The organism is Paenibacillus contaminans (assembly GCF_003285015.1).
Lineage (GTDB): Bacteria > Bacillota > Bacilli > Paenibacillales > NBRC-103111 > Paenibacillus_V > Paenibacillus_V contaminans.
In genome coordinates, this window is record NZ_QMFB01000001.1 from 655,808 (window position 1) to 679,779 (window position 23,972).

A 23,972-nucleotide genomic window follows, 5' to 3' on the forward strand; every position below is an offset into this window, starting at 1 on the left:
CCGACCGGCGTTCAGCTTTTGAACGATAACCCGTTTTCCTCCAAAGCCGTCCTAAGTTTAGGTAAAGATGCGGGTCCCATACCGTGGAATTTCATAATTTCCTTCTCGCTATAGGCTGAAAGCTTCTGAAGAGAAGTGATTCCTTGATGCTCCAACGCTCGTCTTGCCGGCGCCGAAAGAAGCGATAAAAATCCGTTCTCAGGCCTATGTTCCTGCTCGCAGACCGGGCAGGTCGGACAATCGCTGCTTTTATAGTATTGATGTCCATTGGCACATGTTCTCAACGTTTTATTTGAAGCCGGCATTCGAGATTTCTCCTTCGCATTGGGATTATGATCAATGTATTCAGTATAGAACGAATGTTCGCCGATGGCAAATATCAGCGATTGGATGACATCAACAGCCGCCTCATCGGGAATAACGGTGTTGGAATATTCAAACAAGCAGTCATAAGTTAATATCGGAAAAAGCAAACGGAGCCGTGAGGCTCCGTTTACTGTATGTCGGCGGCGATAACGACTCGCTTCTCCCGTCTGTATTCGCCCGGAGTAACGCCGGTCAATCTGCGAAACATTCGCGTGAACGAATTGGCGTTCTGATAGCCGACTTGAACGGCAACTTCATGGATTTTGCAATCGGTCGCCTCCAGGATTTGCTTGGCTTTCATGATCCGGATGTCGTCCAGGCAGTCGCCGAACGTTTTTCCGGTTTTGTTCTTGATGTATTTGCACATGTAGCCGCTCGACAAATTCAGCTTCTCCGCAACGTCGTCCGGGCCGATGTCATCCCCGTAATGCTGCTCCATATAAGCCAGCACGTAGTCGATTATCGTGTCCTTTTCCATTCTTTTTTCGTACATGAGGGTGACCGCATAACGGATCAAGCTTCTGAAGAAGTCATCGAATTGCTCTTCCGAAACAAACTCTTTGATTTGCTCATAAGGCGACAGCTCCTCTTGCAAATCCCCCGCATTAATATTTTGCAGCAAAAGCGCCAGCAGCGTTTTGGATACGACCTCATTCGCCAGCTGCCTGTATTGCTCGGCCGTACCGTTCGCCCGGAGCCGGCTCATCATCCGGCCGATCATCTGCATAATATCCGCTTCGTTGCCTGCCGCGAGATGCGCGGTAAATTCCTTTTCCTCGGACGGCGTCAAATGAAAATCCGGCTGCTGATCGGTGTTATCCGTAATGATCTGCGTTTCGTCGTTCAGTTTGCGCCGGCTTACCATCTCGCGCGCCTCGTCATAAGCTGCCGTAAAACCGCTGGGGCTGTACTGAATCGGGTTGAATGCGATCGTTACATAATAATACTCGCTGTCGGTGTCAAACACATGCTTCATACTGTCCAGCACGTTGCGCAAGTCGCCGGAAGCGTCAGGATCCGCAAACACGATCGAGAAAATCAAATCCTTTTCCGACTGCACCGTCTCCGATTGCGGGAACGCCTGCTGAATATTTAATTGAATAAATTCGAGAATGTGGGACTTTTTCTGCTCCTCGGTAATGAGCTCATGAAAACGGCGAGTGAAATGGATATGGAACATGACGAAAAAATAGGGCCTGGACGTATCGATCAAATTTTGCACGTCGCGGCTTCCGATCGGGATGCTTTTTACCTTGTTCCAGTAGCCGTATTTTTTAAGCAGCGTATTTTTGTTCTGCAGATCCTTATGGATGCTCCGGTTGGAGGCAATGATGGTCCGCAGATTATCGACGATCGCGTTGAATTCGTTGATTTTGCTGCCGAGCTGAATGTTCGGATTCATTTTATACATGGAATCGATAATCTTCTGGATCGGACTCTTGAATCTGATGCTGAGCAGTACGGATATAAGGAGACTCAGCACGATCGAAATAGCAAGCAGCAAGACGAGAATCGCGCTAAGGCGAGAAATCTTGGAAGCGATGTTCTGGTTTGGGATCACATTGACGTATGTCAAGCCGGATTTCTCGCCCTTGGCGTAGAAGTAATAGTTATCGTTCTTCGTATAATAATGCCCGGTTGCGTCGAACGACTGCGGAGATACCGTTTGCCCTTGCGTACCAGAGCTGTAATACAGGTTCCCGCTGCCGTCAGCCATATAGAAAAAGTCGGAAACCGACAAATGATATTTATGGTAGATAGCGGAGGCGTCAAGCAGAGCGGCGATATAGTACTGCTTTTGCAGCTTGCTCTTAATGATAACCGGGAACAGCTTGCCGGCAGGCTCGATGGATCCGTTAAACATTTTTCTTGTAAAATCCGCCGCAGGAAAAATACGCATGCTGTAATCCTCATCGAATTGCTTCGCCCAGAAAGCGGCGTCGTACTCGGGGCTGATGTACTGCTTAGCGAACATATCGTCTTCTTTCATCAGTCCGCTTTTGTCGACCAGGAAGGAATGGCGGCCGTTATAGAGAAACATATTATCCAAGCCGAGATTTTTATAGTTCGTGACAAGCGTCGAAAACTCAAGCGCCAAGTCGTTCATGGCGAAGATGTTGGTTTTGTCCCGGCTGAGAACGGTTACATTCCTGTTGTTATAAAAAGACATGGCCACTTCTTCCATCAATTGAAAATGCTCTTCGTATTTGGATACGGTATTGCTCATATTCGATTTGTTATACATGATCACTTCTTCGCGAATGCTCCCGGTAAAAAATTTGAAAGACAACGCGTTGAAAATAAAGGAAATGACAATGATGACGATAAAACCGAGAAGAAGCTTCGTAAACAACGAGTTCCGTTTGACCCGCAAACCGTTTATCACCACCGGCACCCCCTGTATAGTTATCTTCTTGAAATCTCAGAAAGTATATTTCCGCGGATAGTTCGATTTCCCGTTAAACGCGCCTGCCCTTAACTTATGCTTACGAAGTCGCTTTCTTCGAAAGCGTTTAGGATATCGAAGCCGTTTATCCTTGCTTCAATAATAGACGATTTTGCGGCTTAGGGGGAACATCCAATTTCCGATTATTTATTCAATCACGGATATTTTCCGGCATAAAGGGCCGAAACGGAATAAATCGGCGGAAACGGAAGCTTTTCAGCGGCGGAAACTGCGGTTACGCTACAAATGCAAGCGGCTCCGACGGTCAGCTTGCCGATTCAGGTACAAACATTTGGAGGGGGATGCATGAAATGAAAAAAGCCGGACTCACATCAGTAGCGCTTCTGTCCGCACTTTCGATCGCCATTGCTGGTTGCAGCGGCAGCGGAGATAAGGAACAGCCTCAGCAATCCGTCAAGCCGCAAGAAAGCGCCAAGCCGCAGGATAGCGGATCGGCGAACGGGATGAAGGACGGGAAGTACGATCCGCCGATCACGCTGACGACCGTACGGGCGCAGCAGCCGACAGTCAAATTTGCGAATGGCGATTCCATTGAGAATAACGTATGGACCCGCGCATACGAGAAGGAATACGGCATCAAGCTGAAGACGCTTTGGGCGGTCGATCCGACTCAGCTGGAGCAAAAAATGAACCTGACGATCGCTTCCGGAGATATTCCCGACTTCTTCCAAGTGAATGCGACGCAGTTCAAGCAGCTGGCAGAAGCGGATTTACTTGCCGACATGACCGAAGCCTACAACAAGCATGCGAGCGAGGGTGTCAAAAAGCTGATGACCGAGGGCGGCGACATGGCATTAAAGTCGGCCACCATTAACGGCAAGTTAATGGCGATCCCGTTCACTTCGCCGACCAAAGAAGGCTCGCAGATGGTTTATATCCGGACGGATTGGCTGAAGAAGCTGAATTTGCCGGAGCCCAAAACGATGGATGATTTGCTGGCCATCAGCGAAGCGTTCACGACGAAGGATCCTGACGGCAACGGCAAAAACGACACGTACGGACTAGCCATCGATAAGGATTTTGGGATCCTGATCGGCTTTTTGAACAGCTACCACGCGTACTGGGGCATTAACGTAAAGGATGCTAGCGGCAACTTGACGTACAGCACAATTCAACCGGAAATGAAAAACGCCTTTAAGAAGCTGCAGGAGATGTTCAAAGCGGGGCAAATCGATCCCGAATTCGGCGCAAAAAATATGACCAAAGTATACGAGTCGATCGCGAACGGCAAAATCGGCATGTTTTATAACGGGCCGTATGCCGGTTTATATCCGCTGCAAGCGGCTAAGGACAAGGATCCGTCGATGGAATGGAAAGCGTTTCCGCTCATGTCGGTGGACGGCAAGCCGGCAAAATCCCAGGTCGAGCTCGGCGTAGGCGGCTACTGGGTCGTGAAGAAAGGGGTTAAAAATCCCGAAGCCGTGCTCAAAATGATGGACTTCTGGCTGAAAACGTTCTACGACAACAAATCGGACGACATCTATAAAGAGTTCAATACGTCGCCTGTCGACAGCAACCAGGTTTGGCTGCTCAATGCCGTATCCGCTTACAAATCGTTCAAGAACGTCGACGAAAGCTTGCGCATTATCGAGGCGTTCGATACGAAGGATATGTCGAAGCTGACGCCCGAGGACAAAGGCGTGTACGAGAAAATTCAAAAATTCCAGACAGGCGATCTCAGCAATTGGGGCTGGAATTTAATTTTCAATAAAGGCGGATCCATGTCGGTTGCCGACCAATACCGTAAAAATGATTTGTACATCAACAACGAGTTCATTACAACTCCGCTGCCGTCGATGATCGAGAAAGGGGTAGCGCTGGGCAAAATGGAGTTCGAGACGATGACGAAAATCATTTTGGGCCAATCATCCATCGACGAGTTCGACAAATACGTGGAGCAATGGAAGAAGCAGGGGGGCGACGAAATTATTAAGGACATTAACGAATGGTACAAAACGACCAAGTAAGCCGGTTGACGGGCGGAGAAGAGGAATCGCTTCCTCTTCTTCCTTCTCCACTCCACGGGAGAATGCGCCTTCGTAAGAAGCTGGCGAATTGGCCGCTGCACTTGATGATCTTGCCGGGCCTGCTCATTGTGCTTATATTCAGCTACGGCCCGATGTTCGGCATTGTGATCGCTTTCCAGAAGTATATACCGGCTAAAGGTTTTTTCGGCTCCGAATGGGTCGGTCTCAAAAATTTCCGATATGTCTTGAGCTTGCCGGATACGCTTGAGGTGTTGAAAAATACGATTTTTATCGCGTTGATGAAAATTGCCGCAGGATTGATCGTCCCGATTACGATCGCTTTGCTGCTCAATGAAATTATGACCAAATTCGTCAAGCGCAGCATTCAAACGCTCATTTACTTGCCTCATTTTTTGTCATGGACGATTCTCGGCGGCGTATTGATCGATCTGCTGTCTCCTTCCGTCGGCATCGTCAATTCGCTCATCGGCTTTTTCGGCTTCAAGCCGATCTATTTTCTCGGCAGCAACGATTGGTTTCCTTATGTGTTAGTAGCTACGAACGAGTGGAAAGAGTTCGGCTTCAGCACGATCATCTATTTGGCGGCGTTGACGAGCATCAATCCGTCGCTCTATGAAGCGGCCATTGTCGACGGAGCCGGGCGGCTGCGCCAAACGTGGCATATCACGCTTCCGGGGATGCGGCCGATCATCGTGCTGTTAGCGACGCTCAGCTTAGGCAGCATTTTGAACGCCGGGTTCGATCAAGTATTCAACTTGTATAATCCGCAGGTTTACGAGAGCGGCGATATTATCGACACCTACGTGTACCGGATGGGGCTGATTAGCGCCCAGTACAGTCCGGCTACGGCGATCGGTCTGCTCAATTCGCTCGTTTCGTTCGTGCTGATCTCGGTCGCCTATTTCATGGCATACCGTTTTGCAAATTACCGGATTTTTTAGTGGTCTCCACGCAAAGTACTCGGAATAAGCTTCGAAGGCCTGCGTCACTGTGTGGGGAATAATGTCGGGGCTCCCCGCAAAGTACTCGGAATACGCATCGGAGGTTGGCGTCACTTTGTGGGGAATTAGAGAAAGGAGGAGATACGATGCGGGCATCCGGCTGGAGAATCGGCTTTAATCTATTCAATTACACGTTCCTGTCACTGCTGGCCGTGCTTTGCTTGCTGCCACTCGTTCATGTTTTCGCCGTATCGCTTAGCGCGAACCATGCGGCATCCGCAGGGATCGTCAAGCTTTGGCCGGTAGACTTCAATACGACGTCTTATTCTTACGTGCTAGGCAAGGAAGAATTCATTCGTTCGCTGCTTGTTTCCGTGAAGCGGGTTATTCTCGGCACGACGGTTAATATGCTGATGATCGTTCTGCTTGCGTATCCGCTTTCCAAGGAGTCGACCAAGTTCAAATCGCGAACTTGGTATGTCTGGACTTTCGTCATCACGATTTTGTTCAGCGGGGGACTAATCCCGTATTACATGATGATTAAGGCGACCGGATTGCTCGATTCGATTTGGGCTCTTGTCATCCCCGGAGCGGTGCCGGTATTCAGCGTCATTTTGCTGCTTAACTTTTTCAGAGGGCTGCCGAAGGAGCTGGAGGAGGCCGCATTTATCGACGGGGCCGGGCATTTCACGACGTTATTCCGAATATTCCTGCCTTTGTCGACGCCGGCTTTGGCCACGCTTCTGCTTCTGACGATGGTCGGTCATTGGAACAGCTGGTTCGACGGCTTGATTTTTATGAACTCGCCTGAGCATTATCCGCTGCAAAGCTATTTGCAGACGATCGTGATCCAGAAGGATTTCTCGACGCTGACAGACCTGAACTCGGAGGCGCTGCGGCAAATATCGGACAGAACGGTAAAAGCGGCACAAATATTTATGGGCGCTTTGCCTGTGCTTGTGGTATATCCGTTCCTGCAAAAGTACTTTATGAAAGGCATTGTGCTCGGAAGCGTTAAAGAATAAGCAATGCGTCATATTCGGAGGGAGATAACAGATGAGATTCAGGCAGATTCATCTCGATTTTCATAACCACGAGAATGTGCCGATCGGCACCCGATTTTCCAAGAAGCAGTTTCAGGACATGCTGCAGCTTGGGAATGTAGACTCGATCACGATTTTCGCCAAATGTTTTCATGGGTGGGCCTACTACAATACGAAGAAGTTCGATAAGCATCCCGCTCTGCAGTTCGACCTGCTCGCCGAAATGATCGATGCTGCCCACGAAATCGGCGTGAGAACGCCGGTTTACATCAATGTCGGGTTAGACGAGCAGCTTGCAAGACGCCATCCCGAGTGGCTGATGCGCGACGAGAATGACCGGACGACTTGGGATGCGGGCTTCAAAGAACCCGGTCTGCATGTCTTTTGCTTCCATTCGCCTTACCTGGAGCGTATTACTCAGCAAATCGAAGAGGTCGTTTCCGGCTACGATGCGGACGGCATTTTTCTGGATATCGTGTATCCGAAGGCGTGCTACTGCCATAATTGCCGGATGACGCTGCGGGCGGAAGGCAAGGATCCGCGCGACGAGAAAGCCGTCATGGAGCTTGCGGAGCGGGTTTATGCCAACTACACGGCACAGGTGAACGAGCGGGTGCGGGAGATCAAGCCCGATATGGCGGTTTTCCATAACAGCGGCATTCGCTGCGGACGCAGAGATATCGCTGCGATGAACAGCCATCTGGAGGTCGAATCGCTCCCATCAGGCGGATGGGGCTACGACTACTTTCCGATTTCGGCAAGGTACTTGCAGCAGATCGAGAAAAATATCGTCGGGATGACGGGACGCTTTAACAAAAACTGGGGCGAATTCGGAGGCTACAAGCATCCGAACTCATTCCGCTTCGAAGCTGCTCTCTGTCTGGCGCATGGAACGCGCTGCTCGGTCGGAGACCATCTTCATCCGGACGGCATTATGGATCCGATCGTCTACAAGTCGGTCGGAGACGCATACCGGGAAGTGGAGGCGAAGGAGTCTTGGTGCACAGGCGTTGAAAATGTCGCGGATGTTGCCGTCCTCGCCGTCGAATCGCTCGGTCCTTCGGAAGAAAGGATGGGGAGGACCGATATCGGCGCGTACCGCATTTTGCAGGAAGGGAACGTCCTGTTCGATTTCATCGATACGGATTCCGATTTCGCCGCCTACAAAGTCGTCGTTTTGCCGGATAAAGTAAGAATCACGCCAAAGCTCGCCGTTAAATTAGAGCGGTATTTCGAGAACGGCGGCAAGGTGCTGGCTACCGGCGAATCGGGACTGAACGAAGCCGGAGATGCGTTTGCGATCGACCTTGGCGTAACCTGGATCGGCGCGAATCCGTTCCAGCCCGACTTTTTCAGACCTTATTTTGCGACGCGCAGCTTGGGCGAAGGGTCATTCGTTTTTTATGCGCAGGGGCAGAAGGTCGAGCTCGGCGCAGGCGGTACCGAACTAGGCGTCAGGGAGGATCCTTACTTCAACCGCGACGCGAATGAATATTATTTCACTCACACGCCGAACTGCCGCAATAATGCGGGACCAGGCATGGTCGAAAGCGCGAACGGTATATACCTGGCCTGGAACGCGTTTCTCGACTATGGCGAGAACGCCAGTCTGTTCGTGAAAGAGACGATCCTGCATGCGCTTGATTTGCTGCTGGGCTCCCGCAAAACGCTCGTAACGAGCTTGCCTTCCCTCGGTGTCGTTTCGCTGCAGCATCAACCGGATCATTCGCGGTACGTGAACCATCTTATATACGCTTACCCGGTCAAGCGCGGCAAAGAAATGGAAATTATCGAGGATATTACTCCAATTTACGATGTTGAGGTTTCGCTGAAATTGACCGAACGCGTGAGCCGGGTTTACTTGGCGCCGCAGCTGGAGGAGCTTTCTTACGAACAAGAAGGCGCAGTGATCCGTTATAAGGTTCCGGTTATCGATTGCCACCAGATGGTCGTCATAGACTGTCAATAGCTCGATTAAGGGAGGAAATGCAAATGACGGATCATGAACGTAAGGGCGATGCGCCGATCAGCAGAAGAAAGCTTCTGGGAGCATTTGGAATGGCAGGCGCAGCTATCGCAGCCGAAGGGCTGATGAGCGCAAGTCATGTCGGCTATGCCAAGGAAAAAGAGGTAAAGGCGGCCTCCATGCCGGATCTGTTTATCAATGTTCAGGACCATGGAGCGGTCGGTGACGGAGTCGCCGACGATACGGTGGCGATTCAGAACGTCTTGAACGCATCGGCGGGCTTGACCGTCATCATTCCGAATGGCAATTACAAGATCGGCAGCCTGACGATCCCCGCTCAGGTGGAATTGATCGTTCAGAACGGAGCGGTGCTCCGTCCGCAAGCGCCATGCACGATCGCGTGTTACGGCAGTTTTATTGCAGGTCCTTACCGGGTATTCGATTTTCCGTACATTCGTAATTCCGGGACGCTGCAAGTCCAGTTCCAAGGCTTCCGCTCCCTTGAGTACTGGCTTCCCGAATGGTTCGGGGCGGTCGGAGACGCTAACGTAGACGAGACGAATGCCAGCCTTCCGGTTGTGACGGGGACGGACAGCTCCTTGGCGTTCGAAGAGTGTTTGCTCGCTATGAGCCAGACGGGCGTAAGCACCATGAAGCTGAATCATCGGAACTTTTTGTTTGAGCACGAGGTGAATGTATTCGACGGCAACTTTCGCTTGGAAGGCAGCACCCATGCAAAATTTGCCGCTGTCGTTATCGGCGATAATCCGTCCGGCTACAAAATTCATATCGATACCGGCTATTTGACGGGCAAGGGGATCGAGTCGCTATTCGTCATCAAGCATACGCAGCCTTTTGTCGGCTACTTCGGCTTTCATATCGGGAACTGCTTTTTCCGCAGTTATCTGAACGGTCCATTTGCGGCGGTCAAAGTGACGGAGCCGCAGTCGCCGACGCTCGGAGCGCCGCCAAGGCCCTGTGTAATCGACAACTGCCGGTTCTTCAAGTTCAAGAAAGCGATTTGGGCGAACGGGCTGTTCGGCATCGGGACGTTGAATATAACGAACTCCTATTTCGCTTCGAGCGAATTTTGGGGAGAGTATTATTCCGTTTATAGCGACGCTTATGCCGGCGTGACCAATTTCAATTTCATCAACAACGTGTCCGAGCAGGGCGGCAGAATCAAGTTCGATCTCGTTCAGGATCCCACCTATGGGTACATGGGAAGTCTGGAAGGACAATTCCGCATCGAGGGAAATCTGCTGGAAGGACAGCCGAATCCCATCGTTATTTACTCGAACGTGGCGAGCGGGACGATTCGAAGCAATTATTTCGAAGCCAACCGGGATTCGATTATCGAGTTTCATTCGCTCGGAAGAGATCAGGATGCGGACGGTTTAAAGGAAATCGTTTCGACGATCGATATCAGCGACAATTTCTACCACGTGCTCACCAATGCGCAGATCGTGCTTAACAATTGTATCGTCACGAGATACGATATCGCAAACACGGCGGAGATCAAGACGTGCGTTTCCGGCGTACAGCGGTTTACGGTGGACAGCGGGAATGCGAAGGCGACGATATTTCAAGCTTTGGGCGATTTCTGCGGGTTTTCCGTCGACTTCGGTTTTCTGCGCGATAATCTCGAAAGTGCTGTTCCGGTAACGGCGCAAGGCAAAATCGATTTTAACCAATATGGCGTCGATCTAGCGACTCCGCTCGGTCCGCGAAAATATTCCGAATTCATGACCGAATCTCCTGCGAAGGCGATCCCGATCGCCATCCAGTCGGACGAGATTTTCATTGTGGGAGCAATCATGAAAAAAACGATGAATGCGGCCAATTTTGTCGGAATCAAGATTGCGGACGGCTCCGGCACCGTGCTAAAAACGATACCGCCTATGATCAAGCTGAATGATAGCTTGAACGCGTTTACAGCTGTGTTTTTCGCGGTCGACGGCACTTCCATTGCCGGAACCGGCCGCAAGCTGAGCTTTTTTTGCTCGCAAGCGGGCAATACGGTAACCGACGCCTACTGTTATACGGTCAAGAAGAACGCGGCCGGGGAACAATTCGGCATATTTATCAAATAACGGTGTTGGTCCAATCCATTCTACAAGTGTAATGGGCTTCTGCTTGATCCATCGCCTATCGACCCATCATCCTATCGAATATGTGGTGTTGATTTTATGGAGAAGAAGCGTGACGAGTATGGATCAGTTACAGATGAGCGGGCCGGATTGATCAGCCGGCGCAAATTGCTTGCCACGATCGGCTTGGCAGGCGTTACGGCAGCAGCCGGAACGCTGCTTCCAGGCGGAATGGCGATGGCGCAGGCGGCAGCGGAGGAGGAGAAAAGCGATGCTGCGGGCGCGAAGAAGAAGCCGAAAGATCCGAAAGATCAGAAAGATCCGGTGACGGAAGATTGTCCATGCACGCCTTGTTTAGACGATATTCCCGCACTTCTTGCATTCGTAAGGGGCTCTCATACATGCGTCATCGTGTCCGATCCGCTGCGAGGCGGAACGTTTCAATGGGCGAGTTCGGGAACGCCGAACGAAGGCACGGTTTTTGCGGCTTCGGGCGGCGGGTATTGGCTGAGACAGTTCAGCGGCTCCTTCAACGTATGCTGGTTCGGCGCCAAATCGTTTACCGACAGTACCGCGGCCATTCAGGCAGCGTTTAACGCGATTACGAGGCCGGGGAGCATTTATATTCCGGGAGGCGTCTACACGATATCATCCGAAATTCACGTTCCTTCGCAGGTAACCAGCATTCATGGCGACGGCCAATATGTCACTTACCTGATAGCCGTCTCCGCAAACGTGCTTCACGCGATGTTTGTAGGAACGACAGCCGATTCGATGTTGTATAAAGATTTATCCTTTGACGGGAATGCCGCAGCGGACTGCGCCGTTTACTTCGACATGATTACGCACAGCATGTTCGAGAACGTATTCATTACCGGAACCCGGGTTGAAGCGCTGCATGTTAATGGCTACAATAACACGTTTTTCCGCTGTCAGATCGTTTTGAACTACGGCGACGGTATCGGCAGCTACGGCACGCAAAATTACAATAATAACGTAAACGTGCTCGCGACGGATATTTATTCTAACGGCGGCATCGGCGTTCGCGTCGGCAACGGGTTAAACGTTAATATCAGCCACAGCACGATCGAAGGCAATAGCAAAGCAGGCGTTGTCGCATACGACTTGAAAAATTTGAATATCGTGGAGAGTTATTTCGAGCGGAATGCCAGGATCGGTCTCGACTATACGGATTTGCAAAACCCGGCGGCGGTTAATGTCAAAAGCGATATTCACATTTTGGGCGGCGGCGGAATTACGATCGGGATCGATCCGGCGAAGCCTATCGAATGCGTCAAAATAAGCGGAATCCACTGGACGCCGCTTAACAGCGAAGGGGTAGACAACGGCGGGATCAACAATACGAGCTTCGTGTTCAGCAATTATTTGGATAACATGACGATTGAAAGCGTGCAGGTTTACGACACGTCGAAAACGGATTCTTTACTTACGATTTGGGGCAACGGCAATACGAGCGTGGTCCAAGGAGACGTCATCATTCGAGCGTGCAGCCGTTCGGATGTCAAGCTGATCGGCATCGATGCCGGGATGGCTGTAAGCGGCGGCCATTACATCGATATTTCCGGAACGAGGACCAAAAACTACTACGATCCCAATTTCATCGGTTACGTAAGACTGGCAGTTACAAGCGGCGATTTGATGAAAGCTCAAGAGCGGTTTAGCGATTTTCCTGCGTTCGAGCTAACGGACGGCACGGAGTTGTGGGGCAAACCGCTTACCGGAATAGGAACGAACGCACCCGAGCTGCAGGGAGGGCTCGTTTGGTTCGGAGCTTGGGTGAAGGCGGATGCCGGGAACGACGTGAAGGTAGTCAGTTACGACGGCTCGGCGAGCCATGCCGATACGTTATCGGCTTCCGGATCCGGCAAATGGGTTTTTAAATCCATTCTCATTCCCGTAGGTTCTTCTGCGAATACGATCGCTTGCGCATTCCAGAAGCTGGGCACCGGCAGCGCCGGCAAGGTCGCACTCCCCGTTCTGGCATCGGTTGGCGCCGGTCAGACTCGTTTTGAAATCGGCAATTCGGTCGATTTCAAGCAATCTTCCTTTCCGGCGTCAGGTTATTGGGAGACGGGGGAAATCGTCCGGAACCTGGCACCGGCAGCCGGCGGTTATTTGGGCTGGATATGCGTGGCAGCGGGCAGTTCGGGGACGTGGAAAGGCTACGGAGCGATACAAGCCTAGTTATTATGCAATGTATGGTAAGTTCAAAGCTCTACAGATCAGCCGCTTCATTCGAAGCGGCCGATCCGTAGAGCTTTTTTTGTTCGTCCTGCCAACTAAGGTTCGAATAATGCCGGAGTCCGAATTTGCCTGTTTAGATAAGGGATTAACCGGTGTGCAGAGCGAAATAGCCGCTGCAAGGGGGTAAATTCGGAGTACAGGCGATAGAAGGTGTCTGAACGCGATTCCAATTGGGCAAAATCGGACTTGAGGACTACGACGAACTCTTCTGGATTTTTTAATTATACCTATTCTTCCATTGACCGCTTACCATATCCATATGGTATGCTGTTCGACAATAAGTATCGAAAGGGTGACCCCGAGCCGATGATCTACTAATCCTTTTCCACAAATGAAAAATCGTAAATAAACGAGTTTTCTGGATAGGATTAGTGCGGACTTTAACTGGTTACGATTAGATCGTTGCTTCTTTGAGGGGAGCTGCGTTTCTATTTGTTTGCATCTGCCTCCTATCCGGTAAACGACTGGATAGGAGGTTTTTTTGCGTTTGTAATATTCAGCTTGCGATTTTACCCCAAAAAAAGTTGGAGGATCTATATGAGTAAAATAACTGGAAATAATAAAAAAATACTAGCGATTTTAATGTTCAATATATTCATTGTCATGGTAGGTGTCGGATTAATTACGCCCATTATGCCTCAATTGATCGTTGAGTTCGGAGCAAGCGGACAATCGATCGGATTACTGGTGGCTGCCTATGGTATAACGCAGTTTCTGCTATCTCCTCAAACCGGACAAATGTCCGATCGTTACGGGAGAAAAACATTCATCATAGCAGGCGCCATCGTTTTTGCTGTTGCTAAATTTATTTTTGCAATCGGTGATGCGCTCTGGATGTTATATACCTCAAGACTGCTTGAAGGCGTGGCTGCAGCTCTGATTGTGCCGCCAATGGTGGCATATGTGGCTGACATTACAACAATGGAAGAACGCGCCAAAGGAAATAGTCTGTTGGCGGCGGCGATGTCTTTCGGATTTGTAGTCGGGCCCGGACTTGGCGGATTTCTTGCGGGGTATGGAACGCGAATGCCGCTTTACGCAGCGACTGGAGCAGCTATTGCTGCAGTTATTGTTTCGTTGGTTTGGCTGCCCGAAAGTTTAACGAAAGAACAAATGAAAGAAGCGCGGTCAAAGGTAACCAAGAGGGAATCTTTCCTACAACAGTATGTAAAATCTTTGCAATCCAAATATGCGATGATTTTTCTGCTTGTTATGGTGATGACCTTTGGCCTAGCCAATTATGAAGCCGTTCTTGGTTTATATGTAACGAATCGCTTTCATTTCACGCCGCAGCACATTGCGGTGATTCTTACAGCGGGAGCCGTTATCGGCGTTGGTATGCAAGCGCTGCTTGCGGCTAAAGCAATTAAGAAGTTCGGTGAAAATAAGACGATAAAAGGCTCGCTTCTTTTTGTATCATTCGCTTATGTCGTCCTTCTGTTTGCGAATCATTTTTGGAGCATCTTTCTGGTAACATCCTGCATTTTCTTTGCTTCCGCCATGCTTCGTCCAGCTCTTCATACGAAATTATCCAAAATGGCAGGAAATGAACAAGGATATGCGGCCGGTATGAACAATGCCTATATAAGTATCGGGAATATACTTGGTCCGACTCTTGCGGGCTTCTTATTTGATGTAAATATGTTTGCCCCGTTTCTAGCCGGCTCTTGTATTCTTCTCGCCGCTTATTTAATGGCATTAAGCAAAATTCGAACATAGAATCTCGAATCCGAAAATGATCGAGACTCTGATTTGGCCGTAGTGAAAGAGTCATTATAAGCGGAAACGGCGAATATTGCGGCGTTGCTTCCAATTATTTGAGTGAACGCAAGCCTGATGACCGCAAATCGCTTCATGGCTTAACCGGAGAACAGCTCTAGTCATAACAGGGCTGTTTTTTCTATTGTGAATGAGTGTTTTCCATCATACTTCATCGAAAGTGTGAATACATATGTTTAAACGAAGGTGCTTGTCTTACCAATCAATGAATTTTACGAGAGGATGGGTAACGGTAATGGAACAAGCAGATCCAATCATTGCGATTCTCGGAATTGGCACAGCCGTACCAGATTTTCGTCTAGATCAAGCCGATACCTCGCGAAGATTAACCGAAGCACTAAGCGATAATCCCGATTCGGCACGTTGGGTGAAACGAATATTCAAGCAATGCGGAGTGGAAGCCCGTTATACTTGTGAACGGAACCTACTGGAATCAGCCGAAAATTGCCGCTACTTTGCAGGGAAATCGGAACGTTCCATTCCATCGACTGCCGAGCGAATGGCAAAGTATAAGCGGGAAGCTGTACCACTGGGGCTGAAAGCTGCAAGAAAAGCCATAGTAGACGGAAACGTAGATATGTCTGAGATTACTCATCTGATCACAGTTAGCTGCACGGGTCAATTTCTTCCCGGTATGGATGCCGCAATTGTTCAACATCTGGGCTTGGCCGTCACAGTCAATCGGATTCCGCTTACCTTTCTAGGATGCGCAGCCGGATTAAAGGCCGTTTGTCTATCGAGACAAATCGTATCGGATAATCCCTTAGCCAAAGTACTTATTGTTTGCGTTGAATTGTGCACGCTTCACATCCAACCCTCCAGCAAACGAGAAGCTTTATTCGGCGCTTCTTTTTTTGGTGACGGAGCTTCAGCCTGCATTATAGGTTCGACTGGACTTAAACATAATGGAATTTTCCAACTAGGAAAAGAACATTCCACCCTTCTGCCGGACTCAGCCGAAGAGATGGTGTGGGAGGTGGGGGATAAGGGATTCGATCTTTATCTTTCGCCGAACATTCCGAAATTGATAGGCAGATTTGTTCCAGAACAGCTTAACTGTGTGATAAATGAAGATCAAATGCCCGAACTATGGGCGATTCATCCCGGGGGCAAGGGGATTATCGATACACTTGAAGAAGTGCTCGCACTTACTGATGAGCAAACATCCCCGAGCCGCAGCGTGCTTCGCAATTATGGAAACATGTCCTCTGCAACTATATTATTCGTGCTTGACGAATTGAGGCAGAAGCTGATTAGCCACTGCTCCGGACCTACAAACGGCGTTGCGCTGGCATTCGGACCAGGCATTACCTGTGAGATCATACAGATCGCTTATATCCCATCCGTCACTTTTCACAAAATCATGATGGATGAAGCCCATGTTTAGGAGTTTTAAGCAAAGAGCTACAGAACACGAGTTGATGGATGACTATTCGTCAGGAGGGCAAGAGCTGCGTGAAGCTTTGCGGCAGCTTCGGTTACTTAATCGGATATTCGCTGCCGCCGCACCCACTCTTTACGGTGTAAAGCGATTATGGGTGGAAGCGGACAAGCCGAGGCGTTTTTCCATTATAGATATTGGTTCCGGGTCGGGAGATGTAAATCGACACATACTGCGATGGGCGGATGAGAACAGGGTTGATTTACAAATTACGCTGGCTGATATTACGGAGGATGCTTGTGAAGAGGCAAGGATTCTTTATTGTAACGAACCGCGGATTCATGTGTTGCGAACCGATTTGTTCGGGCTTTCGGAGAGAAGCGCAGATGTGATAACAGGGACTCAGTTTGTCCATCATTTTGCGGAGGACGAGCTTTCCAAGGTTGTAGAAAGTATGTTGAAAGCATCCCGAATAGGCGTTGTGATCAATGATATCCATAGGCACTGGTTGCCATGGGCTGCGGTGTGGCTTGTGACAAGAATCGTCTCTGATAATCGGTATATTTTAAACGACGGGCCCCTGTCCGTCGCGAAAGGCTTTCGTTCGGAGGATTGGCTGAAACTTAAAGATCAATTGGTCGGCTCTGAGCTGTTCTACGCCTGGAGACCTTTGTTCCGGTATATGGTCGCCATTAAGAAAGCCGGCTAATAACAAAATATCGGAGTTGAAAGCGATGAATCGTACCCTGGATGTAGCGGTACTTGGCGCAGGAATTGCCGGCAGTAGTTTGGCTAAGTCACTGGCGGATCTCGGGTGGGAAACGGTATTGATCGACCGTATGCAATTTCCGCGGCACAAAGTTTGCGGAGAATTTCTTTCGCCCGAATCTCTTACTATGCTCGGCTCTCTAGGTTTAAGAGAACTAGTGTTATCGCTGCAACCTAGATTTATTAATCGAGCACGCGTTATCGTCGGCAATGGGAATGCCTTGGAAATCCCGCTACCGGGGAATGCAATAGGAATCAGTCGATATTCACTGGATTCTGCCTTTCAACTAGCAGCGGTAAACTCAGGTGTTCATATGCAGACCGCGACAATGATATCGTCCGTGACTCCGTGTGAAAGAGGATACGCGATTGAAACAAAACAAGGGGAAGAAAGAAAAACATTATACGTAAGAGCTGCTATAGCCGCGTGGGGCGCCAATTGTCGTTCATGTTTGCCTGGTCATCGTCCGAATAGGAAGATTATGAACACGTACATAGGCGTGAAAACCCATTTTAGCGGGATAGAGATGGAGCCCGTCGTTGAGCTCTATTTTTTTGATGGCGGGTATGTAGGCGTTTCTCCTATTGAAGGAGGGATTGTCAACGTAGCAGCGCTGCTGAAGAGGAAAGCGTTTCAAAATAATGAAAAAACGATATTAGGACTTATTGAAGCAGCATGCCGCAGAAACCCGAAGCTTTATCAGAAACTGGCTCATGCAGTACCGGTCCCCGGCACCCAAGCAGCCGTTGCCCCTGTAGAACTAAACCGCAAGCCGCTTGAATGGGATATCATTCCCCATGTTGGAGACGCTGCAATCATGATTCCGCCGCTTTGCGGAGACGGGATGTCGATGGCGCTGCGATCGAGCTTATTATGCGCACCGCTTGCAGATAGTTATTTAGCGGGGGATATTTCGCTATCCGAGTGGCGGCATGAATACTCGCGCTCGATACGGCGGGATTTCAATGGTCCGTTACGATGGGGACGACTTCTACAATGGCTATTCGACATTCCTGTTGTGCCCCGGCTGCTTGTAAACGCAGCACATTTCGCACCAGAGTTGGCTTTTGGAATGGTTAACGCGACAAGACTGAAGGAATTCGATCCATAGGCATCAAATCAGCACAATGAGGAGCAAGGTCATGGACTTTCAAAGGCTTGCCATCATCTCCCTTCGATATCCAAAAGTAATTATCCTAGTTTGGGTCTTGCTCCTGGGTTTTTTTGGATTTTACGCTCCTAAGTTACCTGCAGTATTAAAGGATCATGGTCTATTGCCGAACGGAGCATATGTTAAAGTCGAGCATATTTTGTCTTCCGATTTTCACATCCCTAAGGACCCTATTATTCTTGTGTTTGAAAAGAAAGAGTTTATTTCCCCGGAACAATTTCGGGAGTTTATTCAACAAACGTTGCTGCCGTTGCAGGCTATCAACGGTCTAAGCGAAATGGTGTCACCACTGAATAGAGAGGGAATGCTAAAAGGGAATGCGGCATATGCGCTGCTTGCGTTTAAGCAATCTCCCCATGAAATGAACCCGGTTCTCGAAGACATTCAAAAACGTCTGCCGAGCAATCGCGATATTTCGGTGAAAATGACGGGTAAATCGGCAGTCCAAGCAGATGTGAATCGTGCTAGTCAAAAGGATCTAGGCAAGGCGGAACGAATTGGAATCCCGGCTGCATTCCTTATTCTTTGGATTGCCTTTGGAGGAATTGTTCCCGCTCTAATTCCTATTATCATTGGGGTGATCGGTGTAACCTCTACCATGGGAATGATGTATTGGATCGGGACTAAAATCGAAATGTCCAACTTTGTACTGAATGTCATCCCTATGGTGGGGTTGGCTTTAAGTATTGATTTTGCGTTAATGGTAGTCAGCCGGTTTCAAGAAGAGCTGCAGAGGGGGAACGCAGTACAGGCACTGATTACGACTATGAAAACAGCAGGAAGAGCTGTCGTGTTTTCGGCGCTAAGCGTATTTCTAGGATTGGCGGGGACATTGTTTATTCCGCTTCCGATGTTTACTTCGATTGCTATAGGAGCAATGACGGTACTGACGGTATCGGTATTATTGACAATAACATTAGCTCCAGCACTATTATCAATTATGTGGCCGGCAATCCAAGCCAAGAGTAAACCGTTGCTTACTATAAAGAAAAGAAATATTTGGTATTCCGTGTCTAGCTTTGTGATGAAAAGGCCATTCCGCATGGGAATGTTGGCCTCTTTCTTGTTAATCATTTGCTTTTTGCCTTTAAGCAAGATGAAATTAGCAATTCCAGATGCCGCTTCTTTGCCGCATGACTATAGTACTCGTATGGCTTTCGAGACCTATCAGAACCACTTTGCTTCTCGTACGAACTCGGAAGTTTATATCGTAGCTCAAGGAAATACACAGAACTTGAAAAAAGATGATTGGTTGAGCGCCTATGTGCTTATTCAAAAGTTGGAGAGCGATCCAAATGTTCAGAGGGTGGAATCCATTTTTTCGAGGTTGCCGTTTGAGCAATTGCTCTTCATATTGCAAAAACCGAACTTAAAAGAGAAATATGAGCCGATATTTCAACAATTCGTTAAAGAAAATAAACTGCTGATACGCGTCACTTTATGGGGGGAACCACCCTCGAATAAAGTGATGAATTGGCTCAGACTGTGGGAGCGGGAAGGGGGATCTTCAAATCTTCATATTTTGCTGGGAGGTGAAGCGAAGTATCACCAAGAGGTTTTTGATGAGATTTTTCAAAATATTAAGTTTGTGCTCCTTTTTATTTTACTTTCCAATTATTTGGTTTTGTTCATAGCTTTCCGGTCCATTCTCATCCCGTTAAAAACAATTTTGATGAATCTCCTGAGTCTCGGTGCGTCTTTCGGTATTCTGGTATGGATTTTTGAGGACGGACGTTTCGGAATGGAACCGAACAGTATTGCGATCATGATCCCGGTGTTTATTTTCGGGCTTGTTTTTGGTATCAGTATGGATTACGGGGTGTTCCTTGTATCACGAATTTACGAGGTATATCAGCAGACTAAAGATAACAGTCGAGCAGTACTGGCAGGACTGACATCGATCGGCAGAATTATTAATTCGGCTGCTGCAATTATGATTGCGGTCACGGTGCCGTTTGCCTTCGGTGAAGTTGTCGGAGTGAAACAGTTGGGTATCGGTATAGCAACGGCGATTTTCATTGATGCTACCGTCATAAGAATGATCCTGGTTCCATCTTTAATGAAAATGCTTGGCAATTGGAACTGGTGGGCACCAGGAAAGCGGAAATACTAACATGAGTTAAGAAAACGGTCCCTTGGAAATAGTAGCTCTTATGCGATGAAGGCTTTTATCAATGAATCGATTAAGGAATGCCATCGTCCTCCGACGATAGTTAATCACATTAAATGTCATGGGCGGAAAAGCGAATATTATATCAAAACCGGGATATCCTACACAAACAATGAAGTCGATCTTATCGGATTTTCATAATAAGGCTTGTCAGATCGGAGCTGCAATTCCATTTTAACAAAATAACGCAACAAAAATGACTTAGATTTAACATCCCATCCGTATACTAGAATTGTGTCGAATATTGATGATTGTTGTAAATGGAATCTGGTTTATACGATTTTCACAATGCTATAACTGCAAGAATCTAATTAAAATTTGGGGGATTGGTTTATGGGGATTCACGCTTATTTTAGGTCGTTAAATGAATTGGAAAGAATTATTCGATGTCCAGGGAAATTCAAATTCGAAGAGCATAGCGTTGCAGCGCATTCGTGGAAAGTCGTTCAATATGCGAAAACGCTGGCGGACATCGAGGAGAAAAATGGCGCGACGATCGATTGGAAAAAGCTGTACGAAATCACAAGCAGCCACGATTATGGCGAAATTTTTATCGGGGACATCAAGACGCCGGTTAAGCATGCTTCACCCGAGCTCCGAGCGTTGATCCAACAAGTGGAAGAGGGTATGGTTTATAATTTTATCGAGGAGCATATTCCCCAGGAATATAAAAGTATTTTTCATAATCAACTGCGCGAGGGCAAGGACGACACCGTCGAAGGCTTGATTTTGGAGGTTGCCGATAAGATGGATCAAGTGTATGAAGCGTTTGCCGAGCTGCAGCGGGGAAACACGGAAAAAGAATTCATCGTCATGTACAGGAATGCGCTAGTCAAAATCAAAAACATAAAATTAAACTGCGTTAAATATTTTTTGGATCATATTCTGCCTGATATGGTAAATGAGAGAATTCTTTCATCCATCGATATTAAGCGCATAACGGAAGAAGCATTGGCGCTTGAAGGTGCAAGCAACTGAAGTCGTTTACGAACAGCCCCGTTTTTCCGACAAAACGCTCAACATTTCCTCCTCCACAGTTTGCTTCGCAATTTTCAAATTATGCAAAACTTAGGCTTGCTCGATTTGTATCTGAGTTATAGAGATAGTATTAAAGCCCATTGGCATCCCAAAACAGCCCAGCTTGTATACGTCATACAAGGAGAGGCTGTCATTTCCATTCTTAACCCGACAGCTCTCCAAATACTTAATTTCCGCGTTAACCATCTCAAACCGTATCTATCCCGATGTGGTGGCATTGGTGGATCGCTCCTAGGGAGTTCGTATTTCACTTGCCAACTATTTTCGACAATAATACCGCAAAGGTCGTTTTCGAGCGGCCGTCTTTGGTCGAACAGATGAAAGCGCTAATGAAGAATCCAATATCTTATCGCTCGAGCGGGTTCCGGATTTTGCCGGAGACTATCTGTTCGCGGAGGCCGGCCAAGAAGCGCAGGTTGAGATGATTGCCGATATGCTGACGGGTAACCGAAGTAAACCGCCTATTTGCAGGTAATAACTATATACGAGCGTACGAGTTTCAGCCGGTTCCTAAGAATCGCTATCGACCGGTATTTTTTGATATAATGCTTTCAAAAACATTTCATTGAGCTGAAGCGGCTTCTTTCGCGGAATCCCGAGTTTGCCGCTAAGAAATCGGCGAATCGTACAGCCGTATTTGAATGATTTGGAGGCAGTCCATGAGTATACGTTATCGGATCACAAGAGCATTGCAGGAGAATGGAAACAATACCGCGCAACCCATTACTTTGGATGAGTGCAAGCAATATTTTACGTCCAAACCTGATTTTACTTACACTACGGTATATACGGTTACCGGCGCTACGACCATGTCCATTCCAGGAGATTTCTTCATGTGGAGCTGCGGAGACGCCAAAATCCCATTCCGGCATTATCAGGGAGATATTTACGTATCAGGCAGCAATGAAGCGGTCATCCCCTTAATGATCGAGGTTGCGAGCGATTTACGGGCGGATGTGCTTGAAGGATAACGCGCGAATACCGGCGATCGGCGGCAAAAATGAACAAAAACCAACTTTTCAAAAAAATTGTTTACCTCACCGGATATATTTGATAATATAATCCCAATAATGAAATGCGATGAAGAGAAGAGTAGGTAAATGGATTCTTTTACAGAGAGCTCCGTCAGCTGGGAAGGAGCAAAGAACCTTTTATTGAAAAAAGCCTCAGAGCAGCGCATCGGAACCCATGGGGGATGGTGTGCCAGGAGCTCCTGTTACAGAGCTAGAGTATAAGCATGTCAAGGTTATGCCGTACTCGAAGAGGCTAATATGGCGACATATTGGCGAATCTGGGGTGGTACCGCGAGTTTACAAATCTCGTCCCTAAGACAAATGTCTTGGGGGTGGGATTTTTTTGTTGCCGCTAAGTTCTTTTGCAACATAAGGTATACTAACTCAGATCGTTATAACCATCATCTATTATGAAAGGATTTGAATATGCTATGAGAGAGAAGCTTAAAGCGGGTATTGTAGGCGGAACAGGCATGGTCGGTCAGCGTTTTGTCCAATTGTTGGATCAACATCCATGGTTCGAGGTAACGGCTATTGCGGCCAGCGCCAATTCGGCGGGTAAAACGTATGAGGAATCCGTTCAAGGCAGATGGAAGCTGTCCACCCCGATTCCGGAAGAAGTGAAAAACATCGTAGTTCAGGACGCTTCCAAAGTAGAGGAGGTTGCCTCGCAGGTCGATTTTATTTTTTGTGCGGTCGATATGAAAAAGAATGAAACACAAGCGTTGGAAGAGGCTTACGCCAAAACGGGCACGCCTGTCATTTCCAATAATTCGGCACACCGCTGGACGCCGGACATCCCGATGGTTATTCCGGAAGTGAATCCGGGGCATATCGATGTGATCGCGGCGCAAAGAAAACGGCTCGGCACCTCGACCGGTTTTATTGCCGTAAAGCCGAATTGCTCCATTCAGAGCTATGTGCCGGCACTTCACGCACTGCTTGATTTCAAACCGACAACAGTGGTTGCATCGACCTATCAGGCGATTTCCGGGGCAGGCAAAAACTTTACCGATTGGCCCGACATGATCGATAACGTGATCCCTTATATTGGCGGCGAAGAAGAAAAAAGCGAGCAGGAGCCGCTTCGTATTTGGGGCAGCATTGTCAATAACGAAATTGTTAAAGCAAGCGCGCCGTTGATTACGACGCAATGTATCCGCGTTCCGGTTACGGACGGACATTTGGCTACGGTATTCGTATCGTTCGAGAACAAACCTTCGAAGGATGAAATTCTCGAGCGTTGGCTGCAATTCAAAGGGCGTCCGCAGGAGCTTGGTCTTCCAAGCGCGCCTAAGCAGTTCATCACGTATTTTGAAGAAGAAAACAGACCGCAGACGAAGCTTGATCGCGACATCGAGCGCGGGATGGGCGTTTCGGCGGGCAGATTGCGCGAGGATTCCCTTTACGACTTTAAATTTGTCGGATTATCGCATAACACGCTGCGCGGAGCCGCGGGCGGTGCCGTTCTGATCGCGGAGCTGCTGAAAGCGGAAGGATATATTCAAGCTAAATAAAGGCTCTT

16 protein-coding genes and 1 other annotated feature are annotated in these 23,972 nt (G+C 48.5%); of the genes, 14 read left to right on the forward strand and 2 right to left on the reverse strand.

The genetic code is table 11. From position 1 onward, the window contains the following. Nucleotides 1-11 precede the first annotated feature (11 nt). On the reverse strand, nucleotides 12-305 hold the full coding sequence (locus tag DQG23_RS02860) for an RNA polymerase alpha subunit C-terminal domain-containing protein (RefSeq protein ID WP_113029571.1): 294 nt from the start codon (nucleotides 303-305) through the stop codon (nucleotides 12-14). 188 nt (nucleotides 306-493) lie between these two features. Beyond that, nucleotides 494-2,752, reverse strand: coding sequence for an AraC family transcriptional regulator (locus DQG23_RS02865; RefSeq protein ID WP_113029262.1), 2,259 nt, complete (start codon nucleotides 2,750-2,752; stop codon nucleotides 494-496). 371 nt (nucleotides 2,753-3,123) lie between these two features. Between DQG23_RS02865 and DQG23_RS02870 the strand changes: the two genes are divergently transcribed. The 14 genes from DQG23_RS02870 (at nucleotide 3,124) to asd (ending at nucleotide 23,964) form a co-directional block, all read left to right on the forward strand. After that, a complete protein-coding gene (locus tag DQG23_RS02870) occupies nucleotides 3,124-4,800 on the forward strand; it encodes an extracellular solute-binding protein (RefSeq protein ID WP_158560267.1) in 1,677 nt (558 codons plus the stop codon). Nucleotides 4,801-4,862: 62 nt separating this feature from the next. Beyond that, nucleotides 4,863-5,762, forward strand: a complete 900-nt coding sequence (locus DQG23_RS02875) for an ABC transporter permease (protein WP_113029572.1) — start codon at nucleotides 4,863-4,865, stop codon at nucleotides 5,760-5,762. Nucleotides 5,763-5,908: 146 nt separating this feature from the next. Then, complete coding sequence (locus DQG23_RS02880; protein WP_113029264.1) at nucleotides 5,909-6,787, forward strand: carbohydrate ABC transporter permease; 879 nt, start codon at nucleotides 5,909-5,911, stop codon at nucleotides 6,785-6,787. A 31-nt stretch (nucleotides 6,788-6,818) separates the two neighbouring features. Then, nucleotides 6,819-8,774: a family 10 glycosylhydrolase gene (locus DQG23_RS02885; RefSeq protein ID WP_113029265.1), complete on the forward strand. Its 1,956-nt coding sequence runs from the start codon at nucleotides 6,819-6,821 to the stop codon at nucleotides 8,772-8,774. 23 nt (nucleotides 8,775-8,797) lie between these two features. After that, a complete protein-coding gene (locus DQG23_RS02890) occupies nucleotides 8,798-10,864 on the forward strand; it encodes a glycosyl hydrolase family 28-related protein (RefSeq protein WP_158560268.1) in 2,067 nt (688 codons plus the stop codon). 96 nt (nucleotides 10,865-10,960) lie between these two features. Further along, nucleotides 10,961-13,066 (forward strand): glycosyl hydrolase family 28-related protein, encoded by a 2,106-nt coding sequence (locus DQG23_RS02895; protein WP_113029267.1) that lies wholly within the window; start codon nucleotides 10,961-10,963, stop codon nucleotides 13,064-13,066. 597 nt (nucleotides 13,067-13,663) lie between these two features. Next, nucleotides 13,664-14,845 carry an MFS transporter gene (locus DQG23_RS02900; RefSeq protein ID WP_113029268.1) on the forward strand — a complete coding sequence of 394 codons (1,182 nt, stop codon included), beginning with the start codon at nucleotides 13,664-13,666 and terminating at the stop codon, nucleotides 14,843-14,845. Nucleotides 14,846-15,140: 295 nt separating this feature from the next. Next, on the forward strand, nucleotides 15,141-16,292 hold the full coding sequence (locus DQG23_RS02905; protein WP_113029269.1) for a type III polyketide synthase: 1,152 nt from the start codon (nucleotides 15,141-15,143) through the stop codon (nucleotides 16,290-16,292). Beyond that, complete coding sequence (locus tag DQG23_RS02910) at nucleotides 16,285-16,995, forward strand: methyltransferase domain-containing protein (protein WP_113029270.1); 711 nt, start codon at nucleotides 16,285-16,287, stop codon at nucleotides 16,993-16,995. The genes DQG23_RS02905 and DQG23_RS02910 overlap by 8 nt, the downstream gene beginning before the upstream one ends. Before the next feature lie 25 nt (nucleotides 16,996-17,020). Next, nucleotides 17,021-18,166, forward strand: coding sequence for an NAD(P)/FAD-dependent oxidoreductase (locus DQG23_RS02915; protein ID WP_113029271.1), 1,146 nt, complete (start codon nucleotides 17,021-17,023; stop codon nucleotides 18,164-18,166). 31 nt (nucleotides 18,167-18,197) lie between these two features. Beyond that, the gene (locus DQG23_RS02920) at nucleotides 18,198-20,339 is read left to right on the forward strand and encodes an MMPL family transporter (protein WP_113029272.1); all 2,142 of its coding nucleotides are present in this window, start codon (nucleotides 18,198-18,200) and stop codon (nucleotides 20,337-20,339) included. Nucleotides 20,340-20,729: 390 nt separating this feature from the next. Then, nucleotides 20,730-21,374 carry a YfbR-like 5'-deoxynucleotidase gene (locus DQG23_RS02925; RefSeq protein WP_113029273.1) on the forward strand — a complete coding sequence of 215 codons (645 nt, stop codon included), beginning with the start codon at nucleotides 20,730-20,732 and terminating at the stop codon, nucleotides 21,372-21,374. Between the two features lie 719 nt (nucleotides 21,375-22,093). Beyond that, a complete protein-coding gene (locus DQG23_RS02930; RefSeq protein WP_113029274.1) occupies nucleotides 22,094-22,405 on the forward strand; it encodes a hypothetical protein in 312 nt (103 codons plus the stop codon). Between the two features lie 100 nt (nucleotides 22,406-22,505). Beyond that, nucleotides 22,506-22,764: a binding site (T-box leader), on the forward strand. 114 nt (nucleotides 22,765-22,878) lie between these two features. Continuing rightward, nucleotides 22,879-23,964, forward strand: a complete 1,086-nt coding sequence (asd, locus tag DQG23_RS02935; RefSeq protein ID WP_113029275.1) for an aspartate-semialdehyde dehydrogenase — start codon at nucleotides 22,879-22,881, stop codon at nucleotides 23,962-23,964. Nucleotides 23,965-23,972: the final 8 nt, after the last annotated feature.